General features: G+C 56.6%; 21 protein-coding genes. 13 read left to right on the forward strand and 8 right to left on the reverse strand.

Annotated elements, in window-relative coordinates; genetic code table 11:
• The 13 genes from M0Q23_01030 (at position 1) to M0Q23_01090 (ending at position 16,483) form a co-directional block, all read left to right on the forward strand.
• Positions 1-2,424, forward strand: coding sequence for a molybdopterin-dependent oxidoreductase (locus tag M0Q23_01030; GenBank protein ID MCK9527232.1), 2,424 nt, complete (start codon positions 1-3; stop codon positions 2,422-2,424).
• Positions 2,405-3,358 (forward strand): NADH-quinone oxidoreductase subunit NuoH, encoded by a 954-nt coding sequence (gene nuoH / locus M0Q23_01035; GenBank protein ID MCK9527233.1) that lies wholly within the window; start codon positions 2,405-2,407, stop codon positions 3,356-3,358. Before M0Q23_01030 ends, nuoH begins: the two co-directional genes overlap by 20 nt.
• Before the next feature lie 19 nt (positions 3,359-3,377).
• Positions 3,378-3,785: an NADH-quinone oxidoreductase subunit I gene (locus tag M0Q23_01040; GenBank protein ID MCK9527234.1), complete on the forward strand. Its 408-nt coding sequence runs from the start codon at positions 3,378-3,380 to the stop codon at positions 3,783-3,785.
• 6 nt (positions 3,786-3,791) lie between these two features.
• On the forward strand, positions 3,792-4,292 hold the full coding sequence (locus tag M0Q23_01045; GenBank protein MCK9527235.1) for an NADH-quinone oxidoreductase subunit J: 501 nt from the start codon (positions 3,792-3,794) through the stop codon (positions 4,290-4,292).
• A 15-nt stretch (positions 4,293-4,307) separates the two neighbouring features.
• A complete protein-coding gene (gene nuoK, locus M0Q23_01050) occupies positions 4,308-4,607 on the forward strand; it encodes an NADH-quinone oxidoreductase subunit NuoK (GenBank protein ID MCK9527236.1) in 300 nt (99 codons plus the stop codon).
• Between the two features lie 7 nt (positions 4,608-4,614).
• The gene (gene nuoL, locus M0Q23_01055; protein ID MCK9527237.1) at positions 4,615-6,519 is read left to right on the forward strand and encodes an NADH-quinone oxidoreductase subunit L; all 1,905 of its coding nucleotides are present in this window, start codon (positions 4,615-4,617) and stop codon (positions 6,517-6,519) included.
• Positions 6,520-6,562: 43 nt separating this feature from the next.
• Positions 6,563-8,113, forward strand: coding sequence for an NADH-quinone oxidoreductase subunit M (locus tag M0Q23_01060; GenBank protein MCK9527238.1), 1,551 nt, complete (start codon positions 6,563-6,565; stop codon positions 8,111-8,113).
• On the forward strand, positions 8,103-9,557 hold the full coding sequence (locus M0Q23_01065; GenBank protein MCK9527239.1) for an NADH-quinone oxidoreductase subunit N: 1,455 nt from the start codon (positions 8,103-8,105) through the stop codon (positions 9,555-9,557). Before M0Q23_01060 ends, M0Q23_01065 begins: the two co-directional genes overlap by 11 nt.
• 212 nt (positions 9,558-9,769) lie before the next feature.
• A complete protein-coding gene (gene dtd, locus M0Q23_01070; protein MCK9527240.1) occupies positions 9,770-10,240 on the forward strand; it encodes a D-aminoacyl-tRNA deacylase in 471 nt (156 codons plus the stop codon).
• A gap of 30 nt (positions 10,241-10,270) precedes the next feature.
• The gene (locus M0Q23_01075; GenBank protein ID MCK9527241.1) at positions 10,271-10,780 is read left to right on the forward strand and encodes a DUF1285 domain-containing protein; all 510 of its coding nucleotides are present in this window, start codon (positions 10,271-10,273) and stop codon (positions 10,778-10,780) included.
• Between the two features lie 23 nt (positions 10,781-10,803).
• Complete coding sequence (gene guaB, locus M0Q23_01080) at positions 10,804-12,267, forward strand: IMP dehydrogenase (protein ID MCK9527242.1); 1,464 nt, start codon at positions 10,804-10,806, stop codon at positions 12,265-12,267.
• Positions 12,268-12,271: 4 nt separating this feature from the next.
• Positions 12,272-15,739: a DNA polymerase III subunit alpha gene (locus M0Q23_01085; protein ID MCK9527243.1), complete on the forward strand. Its 3,468-nt coding sequence runs from the start codon at positions 12,272-12,274 to the stop codon at positions 15,737-15,739.
• Positions 15,740-15,754: 15 nt separating this feature from the next.
• The gene (locus M0Q23_01090; GenBank protein MCK9527244.1) at positions 15,755-16,483 is read left to right on the forward strand and encodes a UPF0280 family protein; all 729 of its coding nucleotides are present in this window, start codon (positions 15,755-15,757) and stop codon (positions 16,481-16,483) included.
• Positions 16,484-16,568: 85 nt separating this feature from the next.
• Here M0Q23_01090 and M0Q23_01095 read toward each other — a convergent pair whose 3' ends face one another.
• Genes M0Q23_01095 through M0Q23_01130 form a run of 8 tightly spaced genes read right to left on the reverse strand, consistent with a single transcriptional unit; the run spans position 16,569 to position 24,252 of the window.
• On the reverse strand, positions 16,569-17,237 hold the full coding sequence (locus tag M0Q23_01095) for a nitroreductase (protein ID MCK9527245.1): 669 nt from the start codon (positions 17,235-17,237) through the stop codon (positions 16,569-16,571).
• A gap of 23 nt (positions 17,238-17,260) precedes the next feature.
• The gene (locus M0Q23_01100; GenBank protein MCK9527246.1) at positions 17,261-18,187 is read right to left on the reverse strand and encodes a J domain-containing protein; all 927 of its coding nucleotides are present in this window, start codon (positions 18,185-18,187) and stop codon (positions 17,261-17,263) included.
• A gap of 25 nt (positions 18,188-18,212) precedes the next feature.
• On the reverse strand, positions 18,213-18,794 hold the full coding sequence (locus M0Q23_01105) for an indolepyruvate oxidoreductase subunit beta (GenBank protein MCK9527247.1): 582 nt from the start codon (positions 18,792-18,794) through the stop codon (positions 18,213-18,215).
• Complete coding sequence (gene iorA, locus M0Q23_01110) at positions 18,787-20,592, reverse strand: indolepyruvate ferredoxin oxidoreductase subunit alpha (protein MCK9527248.1); 1,806 nt, start codon at positions 20,590-20,592, stop codon at positions 18,787-18,789. The genes M0Q23_01105 and iorA overlap by 8 nt, the downstream gene beginning before the upstream one ends.
• Positions 20,593-20,609: 17 nt before the next feature.
• Entirely contained in the window at positions 20,610-21,299 is a 690-nt protein-coding gene (locus tag M0Q23_01115; protein ID MCK9527249.1) for a tetratricopeptide repeat protein, read from the reverse strand.
• Positions 21,284-21,718 carry an acyl-CoA thioesterase gene (locus tag M0Q23_01120; protein MCK9527250.1) on the reverse strand — a complete coding sequence of 145 codons (435 nt, stop codon included), beginning with the start codon at positions 21,716-21,718 and terminating at the stop codon, positions 21,284-21,286. The genes M0Q23_01115 and M0Q23_01120 overlap by 16 nt, the downstream gene beginning before the upstream one ends.
• Positions 21,705-22,949, reverse strand: coding sequence for a cofactor-independent phosphoglycerate mutase (locus M0Q23_01125; GenBank protein MCK9527251.1), 1,245 nt, complete (start codon positions 22,947-22,949; stop codon positions 21,705-21,707). Before M0Q23_01125 ends, M0Q23_01120 begins: the two co-directional genes overlap by 14 nt.
• On the reverse strand, positions 22,939-24,252 hold the full coding sequence (locus tag M0Q23_01130) for a homoserine dehydrogenase (GenBank protein ID MCK9527252.1): 1,314 nt from the start codon (positions 24,250-24,252) through the stop codon (positions 22,939-22,941). Before M0Q23_01130 ends, M0Q23_01125 begins: the two co-directional genes overlap by 11 nt.
• Between the last annotated feature and the right edge of the window lie 16 nt (positions 24,253-24,268).

Below are 24,268 nucleotides of genomic sequence, written 5' to 3' on the forward strand. Positions count from 1 at the left end.
ATGATAACACTGAAAATAAATGGACGAGAAGTATCCGTCGAGAAGGGCGCGACCATTCTCGAGGCAGCTGAAAAGGCCGGGGTATTCATCCCGACCCTCTGTCACGACAAGCGCCTGGCGCCCTTCGGATCCTGCCGTCTGTGCGTGGTTCAGAACAGGGAGAGCCGCCGGCTGATACCCTCATGCTTCACCCCCGCACGGGACGGCATGGACATAGTGACTGATTCCCCGGCGGTCCTGGAGTCCGTCAGGCGTCAGCTGCAACTGATCCTGATCAATCACCCCCTGGAGTGCCCTGTTTGCGACAAAGCGGGAGAATGTACTCTCCAGGACCTGGTGGTGCGCTACAATATAACAGAACTGCCCTATGAGCTCGAGAAACCGGAGCGTTTCGTGGACATTCTGTCGCCCATGATCGAGCGTGACATGAGCCGGTGCATTCATTGCGGCCGCTGTGTCCGAATCTGCACCGAGCTTGAAGGCAGGCACGAACTGGACTTCATGAATCGGGGAATCCGCATGTATATCGGAACCGACGGCCGGCGTCCCCTGGATTGCGATTTCTGCGGCCTCTGCGTGTCGACCTGTCCCGTGGGGGCACTCAATGACAAACTGTTCAAGAACACCACACGGGTCTGGAAACCAGAAAAGAAAGAGTCGCTCTGTGGTCACTGCGGTATAGGGTGTCCCCTGGTGTTTCATGTCGAAAAAAACGAAATCCGGCGCGTGACGACACCGATCTACGCCAGCGGAATGCAGGGGTTTGCCTGTGTTCGTGGTCGTTTCGGCTGGAAGTCCTACCAGGGGCCTCATCGTCTCACCGCCCCCCGGGCAGGAGGCCGTGAGGCATCCTGGCCCGAGGCGCTGGAGTACACGGCAAGTGCCCTGAAAGGAATTCAGGCCGATCGTGGAGGCCGGTCCCTGGCCTTTTTCAGCTCCGATTCTCTAACCCTTGAGGAGGCGGACGCCTGGCAGCGTTTCTGCCGCCTCAATCTCGGCACACCCCACATGGGATCCTTTGCCGCCGCCGGATATCGACACCTGGTGGAAGGGCTGACGGAAACCATCGGTCCGGGATGGAAAGCAGCCGACCTCTCTGATTTCCAGCACGCCGAAGTACTCCTTGTCGTCGGAGGAGGGGCCGCTGAACTGCACCCGGTTCTGAAACAGCTCATCAATATCTACCGGCGCAAGGAAGAGCACGAATTGGTCGTGCTGTCGCCCTGGATCGACTATTGTACTGAACGATCGACGTTGTCGCTTACCAGAGGCATCACCCCCGGATCACAGGAGCGGTGCATTACAGAAATGGCCGACGCCCTGGCCGACAACAAGGACCGAACCTTTTCCGACGTCTCGAGCTTCGGTGTCAAACCCTCCTCGCTGGTCAAGATCGTATCGCTCCTGCAGGGCGATCGAGAAATCACCCTGGTTATTGTTCCCGACATGTTCGGCAACAATGATCACCTCCTGCGGGTAGCTTCGGTTCTTCATGACAGGGTGAGGGCTATTCTCCCCCTGGGAGCCCATTGCAACAGTCGCGGCGCCGTCCTTGAAGCCGGTTTTTCCGGTGATCTGCTGCCCGGGGGTATGTTGCCCGGGGACGCTGCCCGGGGAATTTCCGCACCCGGCGACCTCATCGAAGCAATTGACAGGGGTGAGATCACGGGGCTCTATCTCCTGGGTGACGACCCCCTGGAAACGTTCCCTGATCCGGAACGGACCCGGATGGTCTTTCGCAAGCTCGACCTTCTGGTTGTCCAGAGCCCCTGGGACAGCACCGTGGCGTCCATGGCAGATGTCGTTCTTCCATCAACCTGCGTGCCTGAAAAAAGCGGGCACATGGTGTCGCTCTTCGGTATGAAACGGTCGGTGGAGCCGGCCATAGTTCCCCCCGGTACGGCAAAGAGTGACGGCGCCATTCTGGAGGAACTCATGAGTGCCCTGGGATTAGAACCGTCAACGACGGCCGGCGGTGCTCCCGGACCGGAGCCCTTCGGCAGTGACGGCTCGACCTGCCGGGTGCTGTCACAGCCCGTCCAGCCGGAAGAACGGTCCGCGGAATTTCCCTTTCTCATGATGCACATTCCTGTTCTTTTCGGTGACACCCAGATCGCCCACAGAAGCCCTGAACTGGCCGAACGAAAACAGGGAATACGAATTATCATGAACCCCGATGATTTCACGGAGGGGTTCTATGAACAGGACGAGGACGTAATCCTGTCGACGCCCAGTGGTCGGGCTTCGGGAAGGGTTCGGTATTCATACAGCGTCCGCTCTAAAGTTCTCCTCGTGGAGAACCTGGCAGGTTCACGGGAAGGTCTCGCCCTTGTAAGACCCGGGAGAAGCGTCACCGTAGCCGGGCTCTGCAAGGCAACCGGCAACACCCAGGAGAGAGCTGTCCATGATGGCATTCGTGATTGAAGTAATCAGAATCGTTATAATCTTCTCCGTTATCATGGGAGTCGTAGCCTACATGACGCTGGCGGAGAGGCGGCTTCTCGCGTTCTTCCAGGTCCGCCTGGGGCCGAACCGCGTGGGCCCCGCCGGACTGCTGCAACCCATCGCCGACGGCATCAAGCTCTTCTTTAAGGAAGACATGACGGTCCGTCACGCCCACGCTTTTTATTTTATCCTCGCTCCCATGGTATCGCTTGTGGCGGTACTGGCCTGTTTCGCCGTAGTTCCCTTCACGGCGAAGATATTCATCACCGACATGTCCGTTGCCGTTCTCTATCTCATGGCCGTTTCGTCGGCGGGAGTGTACGGCATCCTGCTTGCCGGATGGTCATCAAACAGCACGTACTCCATGCTGGGCGGTTACCGAGCGGCGGCGCAGATCATCAGCTATGAGATACCCATGGCTCTGGCCGTGGCGGGTGTCCTCATCATGAGCGGTTCCATGAGCATTGTCGAAATCGTGAACTCCCAGGAGGGTCTCTGGAACATTATCAGGCAGCCCGTGGGATTCCTGGTGTTTCTGACCTGTGTGTTCGCCGAGACACACCGGACTCCCTTCGATCTCCTGGAGTGTGAAAACGAACTGGTCGCCGGTTACCAGACGGAATATTCTTCCATGAAATTCGCTCTCTTCTACATGGCAGAGTACGCCCACGTACTGCTCGCATCCTGCCTTGTAACGGTTTTTTTCCTGGGGGGCTGGAATGGTCCCGTCCTGCCTGCCCTGGTATGGTTCGCCCTGAAGGTGTTTCTGGTGTTTTTCTTTTTCGTCTGGGTTCGGGCGACCTGGCCCCGGTTGCGATACGACCATCTCATGGATGTTTCCTGGAAGGTCATGTTGCCTGTGGCCTTCGCCAATGTGATGGTAACCGCCTTCATAGTAGTTATGGCCGGGTAGGGGGGACGGTTGCGAGACGATGATCAAAGCCTTGTTGAACGGGTTGTGGACGACGCTGAAGGAATTTTTCCGGAAACCCATAACCATGCAATATCCGGAGCAGAAGTGGACGTTTCCGGAACGCTTCCGGGGACGGCCGAAACTGCTCACCGATGATACGGGCGGGGTGCTCTGTGTCGCCTGTGGTCTGTGCGAAAAGATCTGTCCCTGTCAGTGCATAATCGTGGTGCCCGGAACAGGCCCGGACGGGATCCGGAACCTGAAGGACTACACACTGGACCTCAGCCGTTGCTGTTTCTGCGGTATGTGTGTCGAGTCCTGTCCGGTGGAAGCCATTATCATGGGGCACGAGTACGAGTTGGCCGTCTATGACAGGAAACAGCTGATACTCGATACTGCCGAACTGACGAAAAAGTCTCTGCGGTGACGACAAATGCATGAATATCTGTTGATAGGAATAGTGGGAATCCTGGCGATTGGAGGGGGCCTGGGGGTTGTCTTCCTGGCAAACCCCATCAACAACGTGATGAGCCTTCTCCTGACGATGCTGGCTCTCGCGGGCCTTTACGCGGCCATGGGAGCCCATGTGGCGGCGCTTTTCCAGGTGATCATTTACGTGGGCGCCATTCTGGTGCTGTTCATTTTTGCCGTCATGCTTCTGAATCTGAGGGAAGCGGCGGGGCGGATCTTCACGGGACCGCAGACTCCGGGCATCGGCGGTGCCGCTCTGGCACTCGCCATCGCCATGGGAACCCTCCTCTGGGGATCGCTCCGCAAGAGCCCTGTTCCCGATGAAGGACTGTCACTGCTGGAACGTGCGGGCGTGCACAGGCTGGCCATCGACCTCTTCACGGACCATCTTCTCGTTTTTGAATTGACGGCGGTATTGCTTCTGGTGGCCTCCATCGGGGCCATCATCATCAGTAGAAAATAGGGAGAATCGCGTTCAATGGAATTGTACCTGTTGCTCGGTATCGGAATCCTGCTCTTCTGTCTCGGTGTCGTCGGTTTTCTTGTGAGGACCAATGCCGTGGTGCTTCTGCTTTCCGTGGAATTGATGCTCAACGCCGCCAATCTGGTTTTCATTGTTTTTTCGCGATATCTTCACGGAACCGACGGCCAGATATACGTGTTTATCGTCATGGCTATCGCCGCTGCCGAGGTGGCCGTGGGCCTTGCCGTCATGATTTCCATATTCAGGCTGTACGGACTGCTTGATATTTCAAAAATACGATTACTCAGAGGATGAGCGTTTCATGAGCCCTGCACTGGCATACATGCTGCCCCTGTTCCCGCTGGTCGGCGTACTGCTGAACGGGTCGGCCGGCGTCCGTTTCAACTCGAAGACGGTGTCCCTCGTCGCCTGCGCCGCCGTGGGGCTACCGCTCCTCGCCGCCCTGGCGTTGCTCGTTTCCATGGCCGGACTGCCCGGAGACGAACGGGTCCTCACGGTAACGCTCTACACCTGGATCAGCCAGGCGGGGTTCACTGTTTCCTTCGGTTTTCTGGTGGACACTCTTTCGATGACGATGATTCTGGTCGTACTTTTTGTGGGATTCTTCATCCACCTGTATTCCATAGGCTACATGGAGGGTGATCCGGGATACCGGCGTTTTTTCGTGTATCTCAATCTGTTTATCTTTTTCATGCTGCTCCTCGTCATGGCCGACAACCTGATTCTGACCTTTCTCGGCTGGGAAGGGGTGGGGCTGTGCTCCTATCTGCTCATCGGCTTCTGGTTCGAAAAAAAATCCGCCGCCGACGCCGGACGAAAAGCCTTCGTGGTGAATCGTATCGGCGACATGGGTTTCATGCTGGGCATCCTGATGACCGTCCTTCTCTTCCAGACCGTCAACTATCAGGAATTGCACCGTGCCCTTGAAGGCAGTCACGGTATGGCCGTCACACTGCCGGCCGTAACAGCCCTTCTGTTTTTCATCGGCGCCATGGGAAAGTCCGCCCAGTTCCCCCTTCATGTCTGGTTGCCCGATGCCATGGAAGGGCCGACGCCCGTGTCCGCCTTGATCCACGCGGCCACCATGGTCAATGCCGGCGTCTATTTCATGTGCCGCATGTTTCCCCTCCTGGCGCAGGCCGGGATCGCCCTTCCCGTAATCGCTGCCGTGGGGGCGTTCACCGCCATATACGCGGCCCTTTCGGCCGTGGGCCAGACGGATATCAAGAAGGTGCTCGCCTATTCAACCGTCAGCCAGATCGGCTACATGTTCATGGCCGTCGGTTCCGGCATGTACATGGCGGGCATGTTTCACCTTGTCACCCACGGCATCTTCAAGGGCCTCCTGTTCCTCGGGGCCGGAGCCGTCATACATGCCCTCCGGGGGGAGCAGGAAACGGCCGCCATGGGCGGACTCCTGAAACGGCTGTCCCTCACATCCGCCACATTCCTCCTGGGACTTCTGGCCTTGGCGGGCATTTTCCCCATGTCCGGGTTTTTCAGCAAAGAGGTCATCATATGGGGCGGTTTCGAACGATACGGCCTCTTTTACTGGTTTCTCGGTTTCGGTGGAGCCGTGATCACGGCTCTGTACTGCGGCAAGCTCTTCGGCCTGGCGTTTCTCGGGGAAGGCACGTACGACGGCTCAATCCACAAACCGGGATATTCCATGACTGTCCCGCTGGCGGTCCTGGGGTTCTGTGCCGCCACCTTCGGTGTTTTCAATCTGCCCATGCTTGCCGGGAAAACCATTTTCGGGAATTTTATGGCCTCCACGCTCCCCCCGGCGCAAACAGGTGACCCGGCGGTGTCACACGCTCTGGAAACAGCCATGCTGCTCATCGTTTCCATCGTCGTCGTCGTGGTACTCCTGGCCGCCATGAGACTCTATTCCCGGAGAAGGAATTACATGGTCCAGTTGGAAGAAAACAATGCCGGCCTGATGAATCTTCTTTTCAGCGGTTTTCGAATGGATCATTTACATGACGCCCTTTTGGTCGGGCCTTTCAAGAGGCTGGCCGCCTTCAGCAGTACCGTGCTCGACACGATCATTATCGACGGACTGGTCAATCGTGCCGGAGCGGCCGCCCTGGCAGCGGGCAGGCTCTTCGCGCTCCTGCAGAGAGGAACCGTGACCGCCTATGCCCTCTTTATAGCGGCGGGTATCGTCCTCTTTCTTGGCATAACACTGGCGGTAACCAGCTGAAGAGAACAACGCTCCCATACCAAAGACAGGAAATACGGCTATTATGCTCAACACACTGCCCATCATATCACTCATCGTCTTTATACCTCTCGCCGGGGTCGCGGCCGTCATGCTCTGCACAGGCAGAGCCGCCGTCCAGTGGGTTTCCCTGGTGACGGCGATGTTCAGCTTTATCGCGAGCCTCGTACCCTTTTTCGGCTTTGACCCGACGGCCGGAGGCTTCCAGTACGTTGAGCAAGCCTCCTGGATACCGGCGCTGGGCATATCCTACCATCTGGGTATCGACGGGTTGAGCCTGTTTTTGATCAACCTCACGACCTTTCTCACCGTCACCGCAGTACTGGTGTCCTGGAACAGAATAGAAACCAAGGTAAAACTGTACTTCTCCCTCTTCCTCGTTCTCTCCACGGGAATGCTGGGCGTTTTCGCGGCCCTCGACACGTTCCTCTTCTATCTGTTCTGGGAAGCGACCCTTATTCCCATGTTTCTCATAATCGGCATCTGGGGAAGCGCTGACCGCCGTTACGCCGCTATCAAGTTTTTCATCTACACCATGGGAGGCAGCGTGCTCATGCTGGTGGGCATCATTGTCATGGCCTTCCTTAACCGGAACCTGGGCGGCGGCTTTGGCTTCGACCTTGTGGAATGGTTCGGGCTCACCGTACCGGAAGCCGGCCAGCGATGGCTCTTCATTGTCTTCTTCCTGGCCTTCGCCGTCAAAATACCGGCATTCCCTTTCCATACCTGGCTTCCCGACGCCCACGTCGAGGCACCGACTGCGGGCAGCGTGATCCTGGCCGGTGTTCTGTTGAAAATGGGCGTCTACGGTATTCTCCGTTTCTGTTTTCCCCTGTTTCCCATCGCCGTCTCTGACTTTACGCCGGTCATCATGGCCCTGGGCATCATCGGGGTTATCTACGGGGCATTCCTGGCTTTCGCCCAGAGGGACCTGAAGAAGCTGGTCGCCTACTCGAGTATTTCCCACATGGGGCTGATCGTGGTTGGTGTTTTCGCCATGAACCTCGCCGGCATAAAGGGCGGCATCATACACATGGTGAACCACGGCCTCAGTACGGGCGCTCTCTTCATCCTGGTGGGGGCCCTGTATGAGCGGAAGGGGACCAGGGACATGGACAGGATGGGCGGTCTGGCAGGCCGGATGCCCGTTATGGCGACACTGTTTATGATTGTTCTTCTCTCATCTATCGGTTTTCCCGGACTCAACGGGTTTGTGGGAGAAATTCTCTTGCTCCTGGGAGCGTTCCAGTTTGTCTGGTGGGTTGGGGCCCTGGGGGCGACAACGATGGTCCTGGGGGCCGTCTATATGCTCTGGATGTACCAGCGTGTCATGTTCGAAACCGAACGGGAACCGACGGAAGGAACCGTCAAAGATTGTTCCCCCCGGGAGAATTGCACCATGATTCCAATTGTTATTCTGATTTTCGTGATCGGACTCTTCCCGTCATGGTTCATGAACCGAATGGACCTGTCGGCCCAGGTACTCCTGGACAAGGTACAAGCTGGACGCGAGTATTGCGCCGTGCCCGACCATCGCGAGTACGGGAAGGCGCGGGGGGTATCCTATGATTTCTAGTGCGCCCGCATTGAACGGCATCGTGAGCGTCCTTCCGGAGATACTGCTCCTGGTCTTCGCCTGCCATTCGTTCCTGCGGGAGGGAGGAGGGGAGAGGCAACGCTTTTTAGCCGGTCCGGCCTTCCTCGCCCTTTTTTCGACACTTCTTCTTATTCCGTTCTACTGGGGACGGAACATCTCCGGTTTCGGCGGCCTGATCCTGCGGGACAACTTCTCGCTCTTGCTGCAGCTTGTCGCGTTGCTGTGCCTGTTCCTGGTGATTCTTTATTCCCATGAATATCTGCAGCGGGAAAAGCGCCATGGGGCGGAGTATTACGGGTTCATTCTCATCGCGGCGATAGGGATGAACATCATGATGGCCGCCACGGACCTCATGGTTGTCTTTCTCGGGATGGAAATCATGTCCCTTTCGCTTTACGTTCTGGTGGGCTTTTGCAAACAGGTGAAGGAAGGGATGGAAGCCGCCCTGAAATACTTCCTTCTGGGTGCTTTTTCGTCGGCCGTCTTTCTTTTCGGCATAGCCCTGATTTACGGTGTGTCAGGGGGGACAGGGATTTCAGGTGTCGGCATATTCGACAGCTCCATCGGGGGCGGGCTCCCGCTTCTTTTCACGGCGGCGGCCCTGCTCTTCGTTGGTATCGGGTTCAAGATAGCGGCCGTTCCCTTTCATATGTGGGCACCTGACGTCTACGAGGGGGCTCCGGTCAGCATCGCTTCCCTTCTCGCGGTGGCGCCCAAGATAGCGGCCTTCGCCGTTTTCATCCGAGTGGGGACCGAGCTTGCGGGATACGCGCTCGGCATGGTGGGCGGCCTTGTCATCGTCATGGCCGTCGCCAGCATGGTGCTGGGCAACTTCGCCGCCCTCCGCCAGGACGGTCTGGTGCGCATGCTTGCCTATTCAGGAATCGCCCAGGCAGGCTACATGCTCATCGCCTTCTACGCTCTGCCCGAAGGTTCCTCGGCGTTGATCTTCTATCTCTGTGTTTACGCGCTGATGAACATGGGAGCCTTCGGTGTCGCCGTCCACCTCTCACGCGGGAACGAAGGGATACTTCGCCTCAAGGATATGGCGGGCCTGGGCTCACGCAGCCCCTTCCTGGCTCTTGCCATGGCCGTTTTCATGCTGTCTCTGACGGGAATTCCGCCCACCGGCGGTTTCTTCGCGAAGTTTTATGTCTTCAAGTTCGGTCTGGAGGCGGGCCACCTGGGAACGGTCATCGTCGCCGTGCTGATGTCGGTCGTGTCGGCCTACTACTATCTGCGCGTTATCGTCTACATGTACATGGGAGAGGATTCCGACTTTCTTCCTCCGGCCTCGGCTTCCCCGGTCAATGTCTTCACCGTTGTCATTGCCGTCCTGGCAGGATCGACCATCCTCATGGGCGTTCTGCCGGGCTTCTTTCTGGAAGTCGCCCTCTCGTGTTTCTCGGGAGGCAGGGTTTGATCCGGAGGGCGAACCGTTCCAGGTCAGCCCTCCGAATACACGGTGACACACCGGACCTTCCCCTGGAAGCAGCACTGTTTGCCGAGTTCGAGTAAGCGATCGCAGGCATCCCCCGTTTGGCGCCGTGATTCGCCCCCATAAAGAAAATTATTTGCAAAAACACCCAGTACTGTTAACATGCCCTCCAACTACCCCGGGAGGCATTTTTCTTCGTGAGAGCGGTAATCCAGCGGATTCACAGAGCAAAGGTGACCGTGGACGGTGCCTGCGTCGGATCCGCCGGGAGGGGCATCCTGGTATTTCTCGGTGTCGGAAAGGGAGACGGTACGGCAGAGGCTGAATTTCTCTGCGACAAAATACTCAACCTGAGAATTTTTGAAGACGAAGCCGGGAAAATGAATCGTTCGCTTTTGAACATTTCCGGCGATATGTTAATAATTTCTCAATTCACTCTCTTCGCCGACACGAGCAGAGGGCGAAGGCCTTCCTTCACCGACGCCTGTGAACCGGAAACGGCCGGGAAACTCTATGAACATTTCGTTGCCTGCGCGCGGAAACATGTCACCCGGGTGGCTACGGGTTCTTTTCAAAAAATGATGGACGTCGAGTTGGTAAACTATGGACCGGTGACGGTGCTGCTCGACACGGAAACGATGAAAAACACCGCAACGAGGCGCAGATAAATAATGTACAACCATGAGAATTCAGGGGACGTGATACGCATCCCTATACGTATCGACAGGGACGGTATCTGGTACTACCGGGGCGCTGAAATGTTCCGCAGGGACATCCTCGCTCTTTTCTTCGAGGCCCTCGGTTACGACGGAGAGAACGGCTACTATGTCGAAATGAAGGGCGTCCGCACCTATATCGACGTGGAAGATACACCATTCGTGGTCAATTCGGTTTCCGTACGGGAACAGCGGGAGGTAATCGATACGATTGAAATCCTGTTGAATGACAATTCAACCGAATCGCTGGACGTTGTATCCCTGAAGGTGGGGGCCGACGATGTTCTGTACTGTTCCGTAAAGGGGGGAACCTTTGACGCGCGTTTTTCCAGGGCGGCCTATTACCAGCTCGCCCGGCATATTCAGCACCAGGCTGACGAATTTTTTCTTGAGACCCGAACAGGCCGCCACCGGATACGCCACAATGTCCGGACGAAGAACGCGGAAGCTGATCCCGGAAACCCGGGCGGACAGGAACGGCCCATCAATTAACAGGATTAATGGAGGTTGTACGTATGTTAGATGAACCCATACCCGAAGGACTGACCTTTGATGACCTTCTCCTGATACCCGCCGAGTCGACGGTTTTGCCGAAAGGGGTTGACACATCCACTATGCTGACGCGGACCATCACTCTGAGTATTCCCCTGGTCAGTGCGGCCATGGACACGGTGACCGAGTCGAAAACGGCCATATGCATGGCCCAGGAAGGCGGTATAGGAACAATTCACCGAAACATGACCATTGAGCGTCAGGCAATCGAGGTGGACAAGGTCAAGAAATCGGAAAGCGGCATGATTGTGGACCCCATTACCATAGGACCGGAACAGAAGGTCCGGGAAGCCCAGGAAATGATGAGCCGCTACAAGATTTCAGGCGTACCCGTTGTAAAGGGCAGAAAACTGGTGGGCATCATCACAAACCGCGACCTCCGGTTCGAAGACAACCTCGAGCAGCCGGTATCGGCGGTGATGACGAAGGAAAACCTGGTGACGGTCTCAGCGGACATCACGCTTGAAGAATCGAAGAAACTCCTGCACCGGCACCGCATCGAAAAACTTCCGGTAGTGGATGAAAGGAACAACCTCAAAGGTCTGATCACCATAAAAGACATCGAAAAGATCAAGCGTTATCCACTGGCAAGCAAAGACGGGCTGGGGCGTCTGCGGGTAGCCGCCGCCGTTGGAATCATCGACCGGGAGGCCCGGGTACAGGCCCTTCTCGACGCGGGGGCCGATGTCATCGTTATCGACACATCCCACGGACACACGGCCTCCGTCCTTGACGCGATCCGGTCAACGAAGGCGAACTTCAAGACGTGCGAACTCATAGCCGGCAACGTGGCTACCTATGAGGGGGCGGAGGCGCTTATCAGGGCCGGTGCGGACGCCATCAAGGTCGGAGTCGGCCCCGGATCGATTTGTACGACCCGTATCATAGCCGGCGTCGGCGTTCCCCAGATGACGGCTATCAAGGAATGCGCCCGGGCCACCGATAAATATGGCATCCCCCTTATCGCCGATGGGGGCATAAAATACTCAGGAGACGTGGTGAAAGCGATCGGGGCGGGCGCGTACAGCGTCATGATCGGGAGTCTTTTCGCGGGGACGGAGGAAAGCCCCGGCGAGACCATCCTGTTTCAGGGCAGAACCTACAAGGTCTATCGGGGCATGGGATCCATTGAGGCCATGAAGGCCGGCAGCAGGGACCGCTACTACCAGGACGATGAATATGAAGGCGCCATGAAGCTTGTTCCCGAGGGAATCGAGGGACGGGTTCCCTTCCGTGGAACAGTGTCGGCCGGAATCCATCAGTTGGTGGGGGGCATCCGGGCGGGAATGGGCTACGTGGGCTGCAGAACGATAGAGGAATTGAGAAAAAATACGCGCTTTATGCGCATCACAAGCGCCGGTCTTCGTGAAAGCCACGTCCATGACGTGATCATTACCAAGGAAGCTCCGAACTACTGGATCGATTAGGTTCATGAAGCACTCTGATTTTGTTCATCTCCACGTTCACACCCAGTACAGCCTGCTCGACGGCGCTCTGCGCCTGGATGACCTTTTCAAGGCGGCTCGCGACTATCGGATGCCCGCGGTGGCTATTACCGATCACGGAAACATGTTCGGGGCCCTGGATTTTTATAAGAAAGCCTTCAAGTACGGAATAAAACCTATAATCGGCTGTGAACTCTACGTGGCCCACGGGGATCACAGGGAAAAAAACTCTCCCGAAGCGGGCGAGGGGTCCCGTCATCTGGTTGTCCTTGCCAGGAACATGGAGGGCTACCGGAACCTCATGAAGCTGACCTCCAGAGGCTACCTGGAGGGGTTCTACTACCGGCCCCGCGTGGACAAGAAGCTGCTGGCCGAATACAGTAACGGACTGATAGCCATGAGTGCCTGCCTGCACGGGGAAATCCCCGGTTTCCTGCTCTCCCGTCAGCCGGCGGATGCCGAAAGAGCAGCGGAGGAGTACCGGGAGATTTTCGGAAGGGACAATTTTTACCTGGAAATCATGGAGAACGGGCTCCCTGAGCAGAAACAGGTCAACCTGGAACTCATAGCCCTGGCTCGCAGGATCGCCATGCCGCTGGTGGCGACAAACGACTGTCACTACCTGAAGCGGCACGACGCGGAAGCCCATGAAATTCTCCTGTGCATTCAGACCGGCAAGACTATCGACGACCCTCAGCGCATGCGATTTCAGACCGATGAGTTTTATTTCAAGTCCCCCGACGAGATGAAGGCAGCCTTCGCTCACGTTCCCGAGGCGATTGAAAACACGATTACCATATCGGAGCGATGCAGCCTCTCCCTGGATCTCAACCAGGTCTATCTTCCCCACGTTGATATAGAGAGAGGTCTCTCCGCGGCGGATTACCTGAGAAAACTCGCTCGAGAAGGCCTTGACGGGATTTCTTCGTCCATTCCCGCCTTCGACCGGGAAGAGGTCCGGAGAACCTATCACAAGCGCCTGGAAGACGAACTGGATATAATAGAATCGATGGGTTTCCCCGGCTATTTTCTTATCGTGGCTGATTTCGTGGACTATGCCAAAAAGCATTCCATCCCCGTGGGGCCGGGAAGAGGGTCTGCGGCGGGAAGTCTCGTGGCCTTCGCCCTGGGTATCACCACGATAGATCCCATACGCTATGGTCTTTTTTTTGAACGTTTTCTCAACCCCGACCGGCGCAGCATGCCCGATATCGATATCGATTTCTGCATCGAAGGACGTGACCGGATCATCGATTACGTTACCCGAAAATACGGCTCCGACCGTGTCAGCCAGATCATCACCTTCGGCAAGATGCAGGCGAAGGCTGTCGTCCGTGATGTGGGAAGAGCGCTGAACATGCCCTACGGGGAGGTTGACCGGATCGCCAAGATGATTCCCAATGTTCTCAACATTTCTCTTGACGAGGCCGTCAAGCGGGAAGTTCGCCTCAGGGAAGAAATAGAAAGGAATCCCGCCGTCAAGAGGCTGGTTGCCCTTTCCCGGTCCCTGGAGGGACTCGCTCGTCACGCGTCGACACACGCCGCGGGGGTGGTGATCTCCGACGTACCGCTCGTCGAACGGGTTCCCCTTTTTAAAAGCCCCAGGAACGAGGACATCGTTACCCAGTATTCCATGAACGACCTGCAAGAGGCGGGGCTTACCAAGTTCGATTTTCTGGGGCTGAAAACACTGACAGTAATCAATGAAACCCTGCGTTTCATCGAACGGGGAAGGGGGGTCGCGATCAACTTTGATGACATTCCCCTCGATGACCGGGAAACCTATCAGCTTCTCAGCAGGGGCCAGACCGACGGCGTTTTTCAGCTTGAAAGCTCGGGTATGAAAGACATCCTCCTGTCCATGAAACCCGACTGCATCGAAGACCTCATCGCCCTCATCGCCCTCTATCGTCCCGGACCCATGAGCATGGTGCCGGATTTTATCGCCCGAAAGCAGGGCCGGCAGACAATATCCTACGAATTGGAGGCGCTTGAGCAGATTCTCAAGGAAACCTACGGCATCATCCTCTACCAGGAGCAGGTGATGCAGATCGCGGTAACCATAGGGAATTATACCATGGCAGAGGCGGACAATCTCCGTCGTGTCATGAGCAAGAAAAAGGCTTCCGACATGGAGCGGGAACGGCCGAAGTTTCTCGGGGGAGCCGGAAAGAACAGGATTCCGGAGTCAAAGGCCGTAAAGATCTGGGAACAGATGGAGACCTTTGCCGAGTACGGCTTCAACAAGTCCCACAGCACGGCCTACGCAATGATTTCATTCCAGACGGCCTATCTGAAGGCCCACTATCCCGTTGAATTCATGGCGGCCCTTCTGACGAGCGAAAAAAACAACCGTGATAAAATAATAAAGTACATCAGTGAATGCCGCGACATGAACATCAAAGTTCTTCCTCCTGATTTTAATGAATCACATAAAGATTTCACTATAACCGATGAATCTAACATTCGATTTGGAATGTCGGCAGTGAAAAATGTTGGCGAAGGAGCTGTTGACGCCATCATCGAGGCTCGAAATGATCGGAACGCGGGGGGAGCGTTCAAGTCGTTTTACGACTTCTGCAGCAGGATCGATTTCAGGAAAGTCAATAAAAAAGTCGTTGAAAGCCTTATCAAGTGCGGAGCTTTTGACTCTCTGGAACCCAACAGACGAAGGCTCATGGAAGGCTATGAATCAGTCATCGAACTGGCCCAGAAGCGTCGCCGTGACCACCTGAGCGGCCAAACAAGCCTCTTCGACCAGCCCGACTGGGCAGACGACGAGGGCGAACCGATGCTGCCGAGTGTGCCCGAATGGGATCAAGACGATCTTCTCATCCATGAAAAGGAAACTCTCGGATTCTACGTGTCGGGGCACCCCCTCCTCAAGTATCAACAGCGCTTGAGCCTCCTTTCCCCGGCAACATCGGAAACGGTTTTGACCCTCAGGGACGGCGCGTCCGTGACAATCTGCGGAGTTGTCAGCGGCATTCGCGAAGTATCGACGAAAAAACGGGAAACCATGGCCTACATCTCCCTCGATGACATGAAAGGACTGGTAACGGTGATTCTGTTCCCTGAACTCTACCGCAGTGCCCACGCCCACATCACCGCCGACGCGCCGCTGGTGGTAAAAGGAACGATCGATGCCGCGGAAGAGGGCGCGAAGATCATTGCCACCGAGGTTTCCAGCATGGAAGAGGCCCTCGAACAACCTCTCGGTTCGGTGCATTTTCTCCTGAGACTGGATACTGCAGCCGGCGCCGCCGACCTGGTGAAATTCAAGAAAGTTCTCAAGAAGCACAGGGGAAGTTACCCCGCCTACATTCACCTTCGTTCAAATGAAACATCAGAAACGATAATCTACCTCGGAGACAACCTGAAGCTGGACATTTCCGAGTCCCTGAAGACCGACGCCGATGGGGTAATTGGAGCCGGGGCAACCTATTTTATGTAGTGTTATCGCATCAATATGAGCCCTTACCACGAAAGGACCTACAGGCGTCTCTCGACGGGAACGGGACTTGTTTCCTGCACCGTAACAGTCAGGGAGTCGGACCTCTTCATCAGCGGCGACCGCGATCTGTCGGACCCGGCCCGACGCTCACTTCTGAAGCACCGCCGCATTATCGAGCAGTACGGGAGGGAACATCCTGATTTTTTCTCATCACTTGTGCCCCTGCGGGAAGAATCGGCTTTAGCCCCGGGAATCGTGAAAACCATGATGGACGCCTCCCGGTCTGCCGGCGTCGGTCCCATGGCATCTGTCGCCGGCGCGTTGGCTGAAAAGGTTAGCCGGGACCTGAACGGGTTCAGCAGGACCGTCATTGTCGAAAACGGGGGAGATGTGTTTCTGATTCTCGAGAAGGGCGAGGCCAGGGTTTCTATTTTTGCCGGTCCGTCTCCCTTGAGCTGTAACGTCAACCTGGTCCTCGCCGCCGGGAAGACACCCTGTGCCGTCTGTACTTCATCGGCAACAGTGGGACCTTCCCTGAGCTTCGGAAATGCCGACGCCGTGTGTGTTGTTGCGGCGTCGGGAGCCCTGGCCGACGCCGTTGCCACGGCACTGGCTAATCGCGTTCAGGATAAACACGACATTCGACGAGTACTCACGGAGGCGAAAGAAATCGACGGCGTCAGGGGAGTGGTGATCATAGTCGGAGACGCGCTTGGAGCCTGGGGGGACGTCACCCTGGAATAAATCCACACCAAAGTTTACATAACATATCTTATCAGACGTTTCCGGTTTCGGCGGCGGGGTGGTCCGGAGACCACCCCGCGACGGCTCATGCACCCCACCTGATCACTTCTTTTTCGGACGCCCTGGAACGTTCGAAGCTGTTGATCGGGGCGGCCATATCGGGATAACCGACGGCCAACCCCATCACGAGCGCCTCGCCCTCGGGAATGTCAATGTGCCGCCGTACGACATCGGGATAATTTACGGCCACCGCCAGCGGGCAGGTTCCCAGGCCCTTTTCCCAGGACAGAAGACAGATGGTCTGCACGAAAGATCCCAGATCGAACATGGCGTACTCCGGTGGAGTTATAGCCCTGTCCACGGAAAAAAGCAGCAGCATCGGCGCTCCGAAGAGACCGTGCATGCGGGCCTGATGTTCGTGCCTGGCCTGCTTGTCACCCCGGGCGATGGACAAGGCTTCAAAGACCCGGCGCCCAACCTCTCCGTACCGGGCTTTGTTGATTTCGGGCCACTCACGAGGCATCGGCATGTCGGGGTTCGGAACCACCCCGTCAAGGTACTGCCGCCGGTTGTTTTCCCTGAAGGCCTCGAGACGGTCGCCGTCGGCGACGGTCACCTTCCAGCACTGCGTGTTCCCCCATGAAGGGGCCCATCGGGCATGCCCGAGGATTGATTCGACAAGACTTCGTTCCGGCACTTTCACGGAAAAAGCGCGGATACTGCGCCTCTCCAGGACACCCTGTGATACATTCATGACATGCTCCCCTGCGTTTTTCTCTACAGTCCCTTTTCAGCCATGGACCTGATAAGTTTATCTTGTTCTTTATTCAATGATTTCGGAATGATAATGCTCAATCTGAGATAGGCGTCTCCCCTGCCCGCCCCCCTGAATCGGGGCATCCCGTAGCCTTTCATCCGAATCTTTGTAAGCGGCCCTGATCCGGCGGGTATCCTGACGCGTTTTGTCTCTCCGCCTATGGTGGGAATCTCGACCGTCGTACCGAGAACGGCCTCTGAGTACCTGATGCCGGCACTCACCGTCAAGTTGTCTCCCTCTCTGGCGAATACCTTATGGGGTACAACACGCACCGTTATCAAAACATCACCCGCGACACCGCCATGTTTGCCGGGATGGGCCTTTCCCGGAAGCCTCAGTTTCCGGCCCGTGGCAATACCCGGCGGAATCCTGACAAGAATTTTTTTCCCTCCCCCGGCCAGGGAAATCTTTTTTTCCGCGCCCCCGAATGCTTCTTCAAGGGTAACATCGAGGTTGTACTCAATATTTTTTCCCCGTTCAGGCTGGAGGCGAGGTCCCTGTTGATTCCAGGTACCGGAAAAAAGATCGGCAAAGGCAAAGGGATCGTCGCCCCGGGACATCCTCCTTTTCCCCTGAAAGCCCGTCCTCCTGGTTCCGAAGGCGAATTCACGAAAAATGGAATTAAAATCGAAATCCCTGAAGATATCTTCCTGTGAGTAGCGGCGGCCGAAGTCTTGTGATCCGAAGATATCGTATTGTTTACGTTTTTCGGGATCACTCAAGACGGCGTAGGCTTCACTTATTTTTTTGAACTCCGCCTCTGCCTGAGGGTTTCCGGGGTTTCGGTCCGGGTGGTACTTGAGCGCCCGTCGCCGGTAGGCTTTTTTTATGTCCTCGGCTGTCGCTTTCTTGGTAAGGCCTAATATTTCGTAATAGTCCGTCGACATGCGCCGGCTTGAATCTCCTGGTATTTCAATAAGTTCTTCCCATATTAAAGGCGGTCAGGTTCTTTTCGACCAGCCTCTCGGGAAAGGAAGCCCTCAGCACGTCTTTCCAGAGGTGCTCGTTGACATCGGTAAAAGATGACAGGGCGCCCAGCATAACCGTGTTGGCCATTCTCCGGTCACCGGCCTGAAGAGCCATGTCCGTCGCCTTCAGGATCTTGACGGCGGAAAGGGTTTTCTTCAAGAGGGCCGGCACATCCGCGGGATAGGCTTCGTCGCCCAGGTTAACGGCGGGAGGGAAGAGTTCCTCATCGTTGACAATCGCCGAGCCCCCTTTTTTGAGGTAATCAAGATACCGAAGGGTTTCCATTGTTTCGAAGGAAACGAGAATATCCACGCCCCCCTTCCCTGCCAGGGGGGAATAGACCCTGCCGCCATACCGGACGTGGCTGCTGACACAGCCGCCCCGCTGGGCCATACCGTGAACCTCGCTCTTTTTGACGTCACGGCCGGCCCGCAGCATCACCCGGGAAAGCAAGTCGCTCGCCATGATGATTCCCTGGCCGCCCACGCCGACAAAAAGAACGGTAGTGACGCTGTTGTTATTCATCGCCGACACCCTCCACAATGGCCTTTGCCGCGCAGAGCTGCAGGCATACCCCGCATCCGTTGCAACTGACGGGATCGATCAGGGCAATGCCCTCCTGCTTTACGGTTTTCTTTTCAATTGTCACGTCAGGAATGTCTTTGAAACGCCTCCATGAGATCGAGGGGCATCCCAGGGCAAGGCAGGCCCTGCAGCCGGTGCAGCGGTGAATGTCAACCCTGAACGGTTTTCGTGCTTCAGCCCGTCTTGTGGCGAGCAGCGCGCAGGGTCCCCGGGACAGGACCAGCGATGGACCTTCCGAGGCGAGCGCCTCTTGAAGTACTTTTCTCGTGTTCCTGAGGTCGAAGGGGTTCAGCACCTTCACGTCGTCGATACCCAGGGCACGGGCAAGAACTTCATAATCGAGCTGCTTCGTAGGTTCCCCCTGCAGGGTACGCCCCGTACCGGGATGATCCTGCATCCCCGTCATGGCCGTGGTCCTGTTGTCGCAGATGACGATGACGGCATCACTCCGGTTATAGGCCATGTTCAGCAGCGAGGCTATGCCCGAGTGGACAAAGGTCGAGTCCCCGATGACACCGACGACCCTGCCCTTCTCGCCGAGAACCCGGCTCATACCGTGGGCCATGCCGATGCTTGCCCCCATGCATATGCAGGAATCGAGGCCCTCGAGGGGCTTGAGGAATGAAAGGGTGTAGCAGCCGATGTCACCGGTGACGAAGACCTTGAGCCGTCCGAGCACATAAAAGAGACCCCGATGAGGACAGCCCGGACACAGATTCGGCGGGCGGGCCGGCAGCTCGGGCAGGCCGGGGAACAACGGTTCCTCCTCTGTCTTACTCATGGATCGCTCAAGAAGTCCCGGGTCAAACTCGTTGTTGAAAGGAAATATCTGTTTTCCCGTCACGTCGATGCCCATGGCCTTGATCCGGTCCTCGATGAAGGGGTCCAGCTCTTCCACAACATAGAGTTTTTTTACCTTTGAGGCGAAATCCCTGATCATTTTTTCCGGAAGCGGGTAGACCATGCCGAGCTTCAAAAAGGAGTATTCCGGGAATGCTTCCTTCGCGTAATTATAGGTCATGCCGGCGGTTATGATGCCGGCTTCAGTGCTGTTCAGCTCCATTCTGTTCCCGTCGAATGATTCGGCGAAGACCTGAAGCTTCTTCAGGCGGTCTTCCACGACAATCCGCCTTTTCCGGGCCATAGCGGGGACCATGACATATTTCGCCGAGTTCTTGACGACATTTCTCCCGTCAACCCGCTTTCGGGGCTCCTCGAGGGTAACCACCGACTTGGAGTGTGACAGCCGCGTCGTGGACCTGAGGAAAACCGGCGTGTCGAAATCCCGGCTCAGGGCGAAGGCCGTTTTGATGTATTGTCGGGCTTCTTCACTGTCCGCCGGTTCAAGCATGGGAACTTTCGCGAATGCGGCATAGTTCCTGCTGTCCTGTTCATTCTGCGAGCTGTGCATGGACGGATCGTCTGCAACGACCAGCACCAGCCCGCCGTTTGTTCCTGTGTAGCTTACGGTGAAAAGAGGATCGGCGGCGACGTTGACTCCCACATGTTTCATGACGGCCATGGCGTCGGCTCCCGCGAAGGCGGCGCCGATCGCCACTTCGAGGGCGACCTTTTCGTTGGGTGACCACTCGGCATAGACGCCGTCATACCGTGAGAATTCCTGCGTTATCTCGGTGCTTGGCGTGCCGGGATAGGCCGCGGCGAAGGTGACCCCCCATTCATAGGCACCCCGGGCAATGGCCTCGTTCCCCGAAAGTATCGTTTTATGCTCATTCATATTGTTGCCCATCCACCCTATCTGATTTCCGCGATCCGGTTCCTGGCAAGACCGGCCAGGATCACATCCGAATCGACATCGATCACCTTTTCGTAGTATTGTAAGGCTTTCTCCCTGTCAGACATTTTTTCATACATTCGTGCCATGTTCGAATAATTGATGGCCTTGAAATGAATTCCCGATGAACCTTCATGGGCCTTCTGAAAGGACTCCAGGGCCCCCGGGTAGTCACCCCGCGCCTCCATGGCATAACCGAGACCGTACCAGGAAAGCGGCCTCAGGACACTTCCCCGGGGAGCCTTCTCGAGATATCTCCCGTATGCGCTGATGGAATTGTCATAGGCTTCGAGGCTGTAATAGAGATTTCCCAGGTTGTAGCTGGCCGTCAGCGCCGCATTGCTCGCGGGGTATTCCCTGAGCAGTTTCTCGTACCCTTCAACGGCTGCTTCCAACCGGCTCCTCTCCGACACCGTTTCCAGGAGCGATTCATAGGAACCATAAGCCTCGGCATAGAGATGGGCCGCCTTTGATTCATAGCGACCCTGGTAGAAATACCATCCCAGGACGGCAATGACCAGAGCCAGTACTATCCCGGCAGAGAAACAGACCATTTTGAGGTTCTCCCCGGCCAGGTCGAAGACCCGCTGGGAAAAGCTCTGAAACTGGTCCGGCTGCTTGAGTTCTTTTTTTGTCAGCCTTCGTGCCACGCGTTTTCTCCTTCTCCGTGTTTTTCTTTGATTCTCGAGTGTATCACCTCGGGAATCCGTATGATCCTTCCCTTTTCATCGGTGCAGGCATGGAGTGTGGAACCGCGGACCAGGACCCGCTCCTTTCCCTCGTCGTATAGGCTGTAACTGAAGGAAATGCTGGCCCGTTTCAGTTTGTCGACGTGCGTTTTCAGGATAAGGAGATCGTCGTACCGGGCGGGCAGAAGATAATGACAGGACAGCTTTGATACGGGGAAATAACACTGAAGAGGCTCCATTTCGGACCAGCTGATTCCCAGGGACCGCATCAGTTCCGTTCTGCCCGTTTCGAACCACTTGATGTAGTTCGCGTGATAGACGATTCCCATGGCATCGGTGTCGGCGTAGATGACCCGTATGGGCAGTTCAAAGGGATGCAATAAAGGACCTCCAGTCGCCCAGGAAATGATCGATCAGACTGTGCCCCGGTGAAACAAGGATGTTCGACCGCAGTGCCTCCGTCTCTCCAAAGGAACCATGACGTGACAGGTTTTCTCCGGGAACTGACGACAGTACGGCAAAGGGGACCGGATCCGAGGTGTGTGTTTTTACGGAAACAGGCGTCGCGTGATCGCTGAGAACCATGAGACGAAAATCCTTTCCGCTCGCCTCAAGCCCCTCGAGAACGCCGGCCACCACCTGTCTGTCGAAGTCTTCTATGGCCGCTATTTTCCCAGCCGTGTTTCCCTCGTGGCCCATTTCGTCGGGGGACTCCACATGGGCAAAAACAAAATTCCCTTTTTCAAGCCAGGCAAGCACAGCTTCGGCCTTGCCCCGGTAATTCGTGTCTATATAGCCCGTGGCTCCCTCTACCCTGATGGGTTCGAGACCGGCACAGACACCGATACCCTTCAGAAGATCCACCGCGGATATGATGGCGCCGGTGACAGCGTACCGTGAACTGAGCGGTGTCATGGGCGGCAGCCCGCCCTGCCCCCAGAGCCAGACAGAGGTGGCCGGCTTTTCTCCCCGGGATATCCGGTCTTTGTTCACCCTGTGATCGGCCAGAATGTCCCGGGAACGAGCCATCAGTTCCTCCAGTTCGCGGGCCCCGTCGCCAAGGGGCATATAATCCTTGATTTCCCTGCCGACGATATCATGGGGCGGGGTCGTTCCAAGGTTCCGGGGACCGTTCTTCCAGAGCATCAGGTGACGGTAGCCCACGCCGGGATGAAACGAACGTGATGGTGATCCCAATTCGGTCTCGAGATCCTCGATAATGAGCCTCGCTTCCCCGGATGATATATGCCCGGCGGTAAAATCCTCCATGACCGGCCGTCCGGTGCCGTCGTTGGAGATGGTTACCAGGTTGCAACGGAAGGCAATCTCCCCGGGTCCCAGTTTCAACCCCATACTCATGGCCTCGAGGGCTCCCCGTCCCGCCCGGCAATGAAGAGGATCATAGCCCAGGATGCTCAGGTTGGCCACGTCGCTGCCGGGAGCCAGACCCGTCGGAATAGTGTCGATTCTGCCGATGGTTCCTTCCCGGGCGATTCTGTCCATTGCCGGTGTGCGCGCGGCCTCCAGAACGGTTCTGCCTCCCAACTCCTCCAGCGGGTAGTCGGCCATCCCGTCGCCCAGCAGTATAATGTAATTCATGCTATCGCTCATCTTCGATCCGTATCAGCACGGTATCGGCCAGCATCGTATCGAGGCGGTTGATTTCCGCCAGTGCCTCCCGCACGTTTCTTTCCCTCGATTCGTGGGTGGTCATCACTACGGGAACGGCCCCGCTGTCCCTGCGCTCGGTCTGAATGACCGAGGCGATGCTGATGTCATGTTTGCCGAGGATCCCCGCGACGGCGGACAGAACTCCGGGCCGGTCGACGGCGGAAAACCTGAAGTAGTAGTTCGTTCGCACCTCATCCATGGGGAGAAGCCTGATATCGGTCATCCGGTCTTTTTTAAAGGCCCTCAGGGGAACCCGGCAAAGGACCCCTTCCTGCATGTCACGGGCTATATCGATGAGGTCGCTCGCCACGGAACTCGCCGTGGGCATCATGCCCGCCCCCTGGCCGTAGAGGACCAGGGGTCCCGAGGCATCGCCGACGATATGAAAGGCGTTGTAATTTCCGTTCACGCTGGAAAGTATACTGTCGAAGGGTATCATCGTCGGGTGTATGCGCGCTTCGATACTGTCCTCCCGTTCGATGGCGATGGCCAGGAGCTTGATCTTGTATCCCAGCTGCCGGGCGAATTCAACATCCTGCCGGCTGAGAGTCGATATACCTTCCCGGTATATGTCGTCAAGCCGCACCCGTTTCCCGTAAGAAAGGGCGAGAGTGACGGCCAGTTTGTGAGCCGTGTCGTGTCCCTCTATGTCGTAGGTGGGATCGGCTTCGGCGAACCCCAGGCTCTGCGCTTCCTTCAGGACCGACTCGAAGGGAAGATGCTCGTCGGTCATCCTGCTGAGAATATAGTTGCAGGTACCATTCATGATGCCGAAGATCGAGCGGATATTGTTACCCGCGAGGCTTTCCCGAAGAGTCTTGATGATGGGGATTCCTCCGCCCACACTGGCCTCGAAGCCGATATTGACCTTCCTGTTCTCGGCCTCTTCGAAAATGGAGTCACCTTCGGCGGCAAGCAACGCCTTGTTTGCCGTGACCACATGCTTTCCCTTCCGAATTGCGCCGAGAATGAACGTCCTGGCCCAGGTCAGCCCGCCCACCAGCTCAACAACGATGTCGATATCGGGATCGTTCAGAATGTCCTCTGCGTTTTCGGTCAGGCGTATGCCCTCGGTGGAGATGTTTCGCGGCGTTACGATGTCGATATCGGCTATCGTCTTGATGACGAGGTTGACTCCCAGGCGCCGATGGATAACCGACTCGTTCTGCTTCAGAAGCTGAACCACCCCTGTTCCTATAGTTCCAAAACCGATCAATCCGACAGAAACGTCTTTTTTCGCCACAGTGCAAACCTTTCTC

Source organism: Syntrophales bacterium (assembly GCA_023228425.1).
Classification (GTDB): Bacteria; Desulfobacterota; Syntrophia; order Syntrophales; family UBA2210; genus MLS-D.

What these genes read in the sequence shown, in the direction of transcription:
- M0Q23_01030 (MCK9527232.1), top strand. Translation starts at nt 1, where the DNA reads ATGATAACACTGAAAATAAATGGACGAGAAGTATCCGTCGAGAAGGGC.
- nuoH (MCK9527233.1), top strand. Translation starts at nt 2,405, where the DNA reads ATGATGGCATTCGTGATTGAAGTAATCAGAATCGTTATAATCTTCTCC.
- M0Q23_01040 (MCK9527234.1), top strand. Translation starts at nt 3,378, where the DNA reads ATGATCAAAGCCTTGTTGAACGGGTTGTGGACGACGCTGAAGGAATTT.
- M0Q23_01045 (MCK9527235.1), top strand. Translation starts at nt 3,792, where the DNA reads ATGCATGAATATCTGTTGATAGGAATAGTGGGAATCCTGGCGATTGGA.
- nuoK (MCK9527236.1), top strand. Translation starts at nt 4,308, where the DNA reads ATGGAATTGTACCTGTTGCTCGGTATCGGAATCCTGCTCTTCTGTCTC.
- nuoL (MCK9527237.1), top strand. Translation starts at nt 4,615, where the DNA reads ATGAGCCCTGCACTGGCATACATGCTGCCCCTGTTCCCGCTGGTCGGC.
- M0Q23_01060 (MCK9527238.1), top strand. Translation starts at nt 6,563, where the DNA reads ATGCTCAACACACTGCCCATCATATCACTCATCGTCTTTATACCTCTC.
- M0Q23_01065 (MCK9527239.1), top strand. Translation starts at nt 8,103, where the DNA reads ATGATTTCTAGTGCGCCCGCATTGAACGGCATCGTGAGCGTCCTTCCG.
- guaB (MCK9527242.1), top strand. Translation starts at nt 10,804, where the DNA reads ATGTTAGATGAACCCATACCCGAAGGACTGACCTTTGATGACCTTCTC.
- M0Q23_01085 (MCK9527243.1), top strand. Translation starts at nt 12,272, where the DNA reads ATGAAGCACTCTGATTTTGTTCATCTCCACGTTCACACCCAGTACAGC.
- M0Q23_01090 (MCK9527244.1), top strand. Translation starts at nt 15,755, where the DNA reads ATGAGCCCTTACCACGAAAGGACCTACAGGCGTCTCTCGACGGGAACG.
- M0Q23_01095 (MCK9527245.1), bottom strand. Translation starts at nt 17,237, where the DNA reads ATGAATGTATCACAGGGTGTCCTGGAGAGGCGCAGTATCCGCGCTTTT.
- M0Q23_01100 (MCK9527246.1), bottom strand. Translation starts at nt 18,187, where the DNA reads ATGTCGACGGACTATTACGAAATATTAGGCCTTACCAAGAAAGCGACA.
- M0Q23_01105 (MCK9527247.1), bottom strand. Translation starts at nt 18,794, where the DNA reads ATGAATAACAACAGCGTCACTACCGTTCTTTTTGTCGGCGTGGGCGGC.
- iorA (MCK9527248.1), bottom strand. Translation starts at nt 20,592, where the DNA reads ATGAATGAGCATAAAACGATACTTTCGGGGAACGAGGCCATTGCCCGG.
- M0Q23_01125 (MCK9527251.1), bottom strand. Translation starts at nt 22,949, where the DNA reads ATGAGCGATAGCATGAATTACATTATACTGCTGGGCGACGGGATGGCC.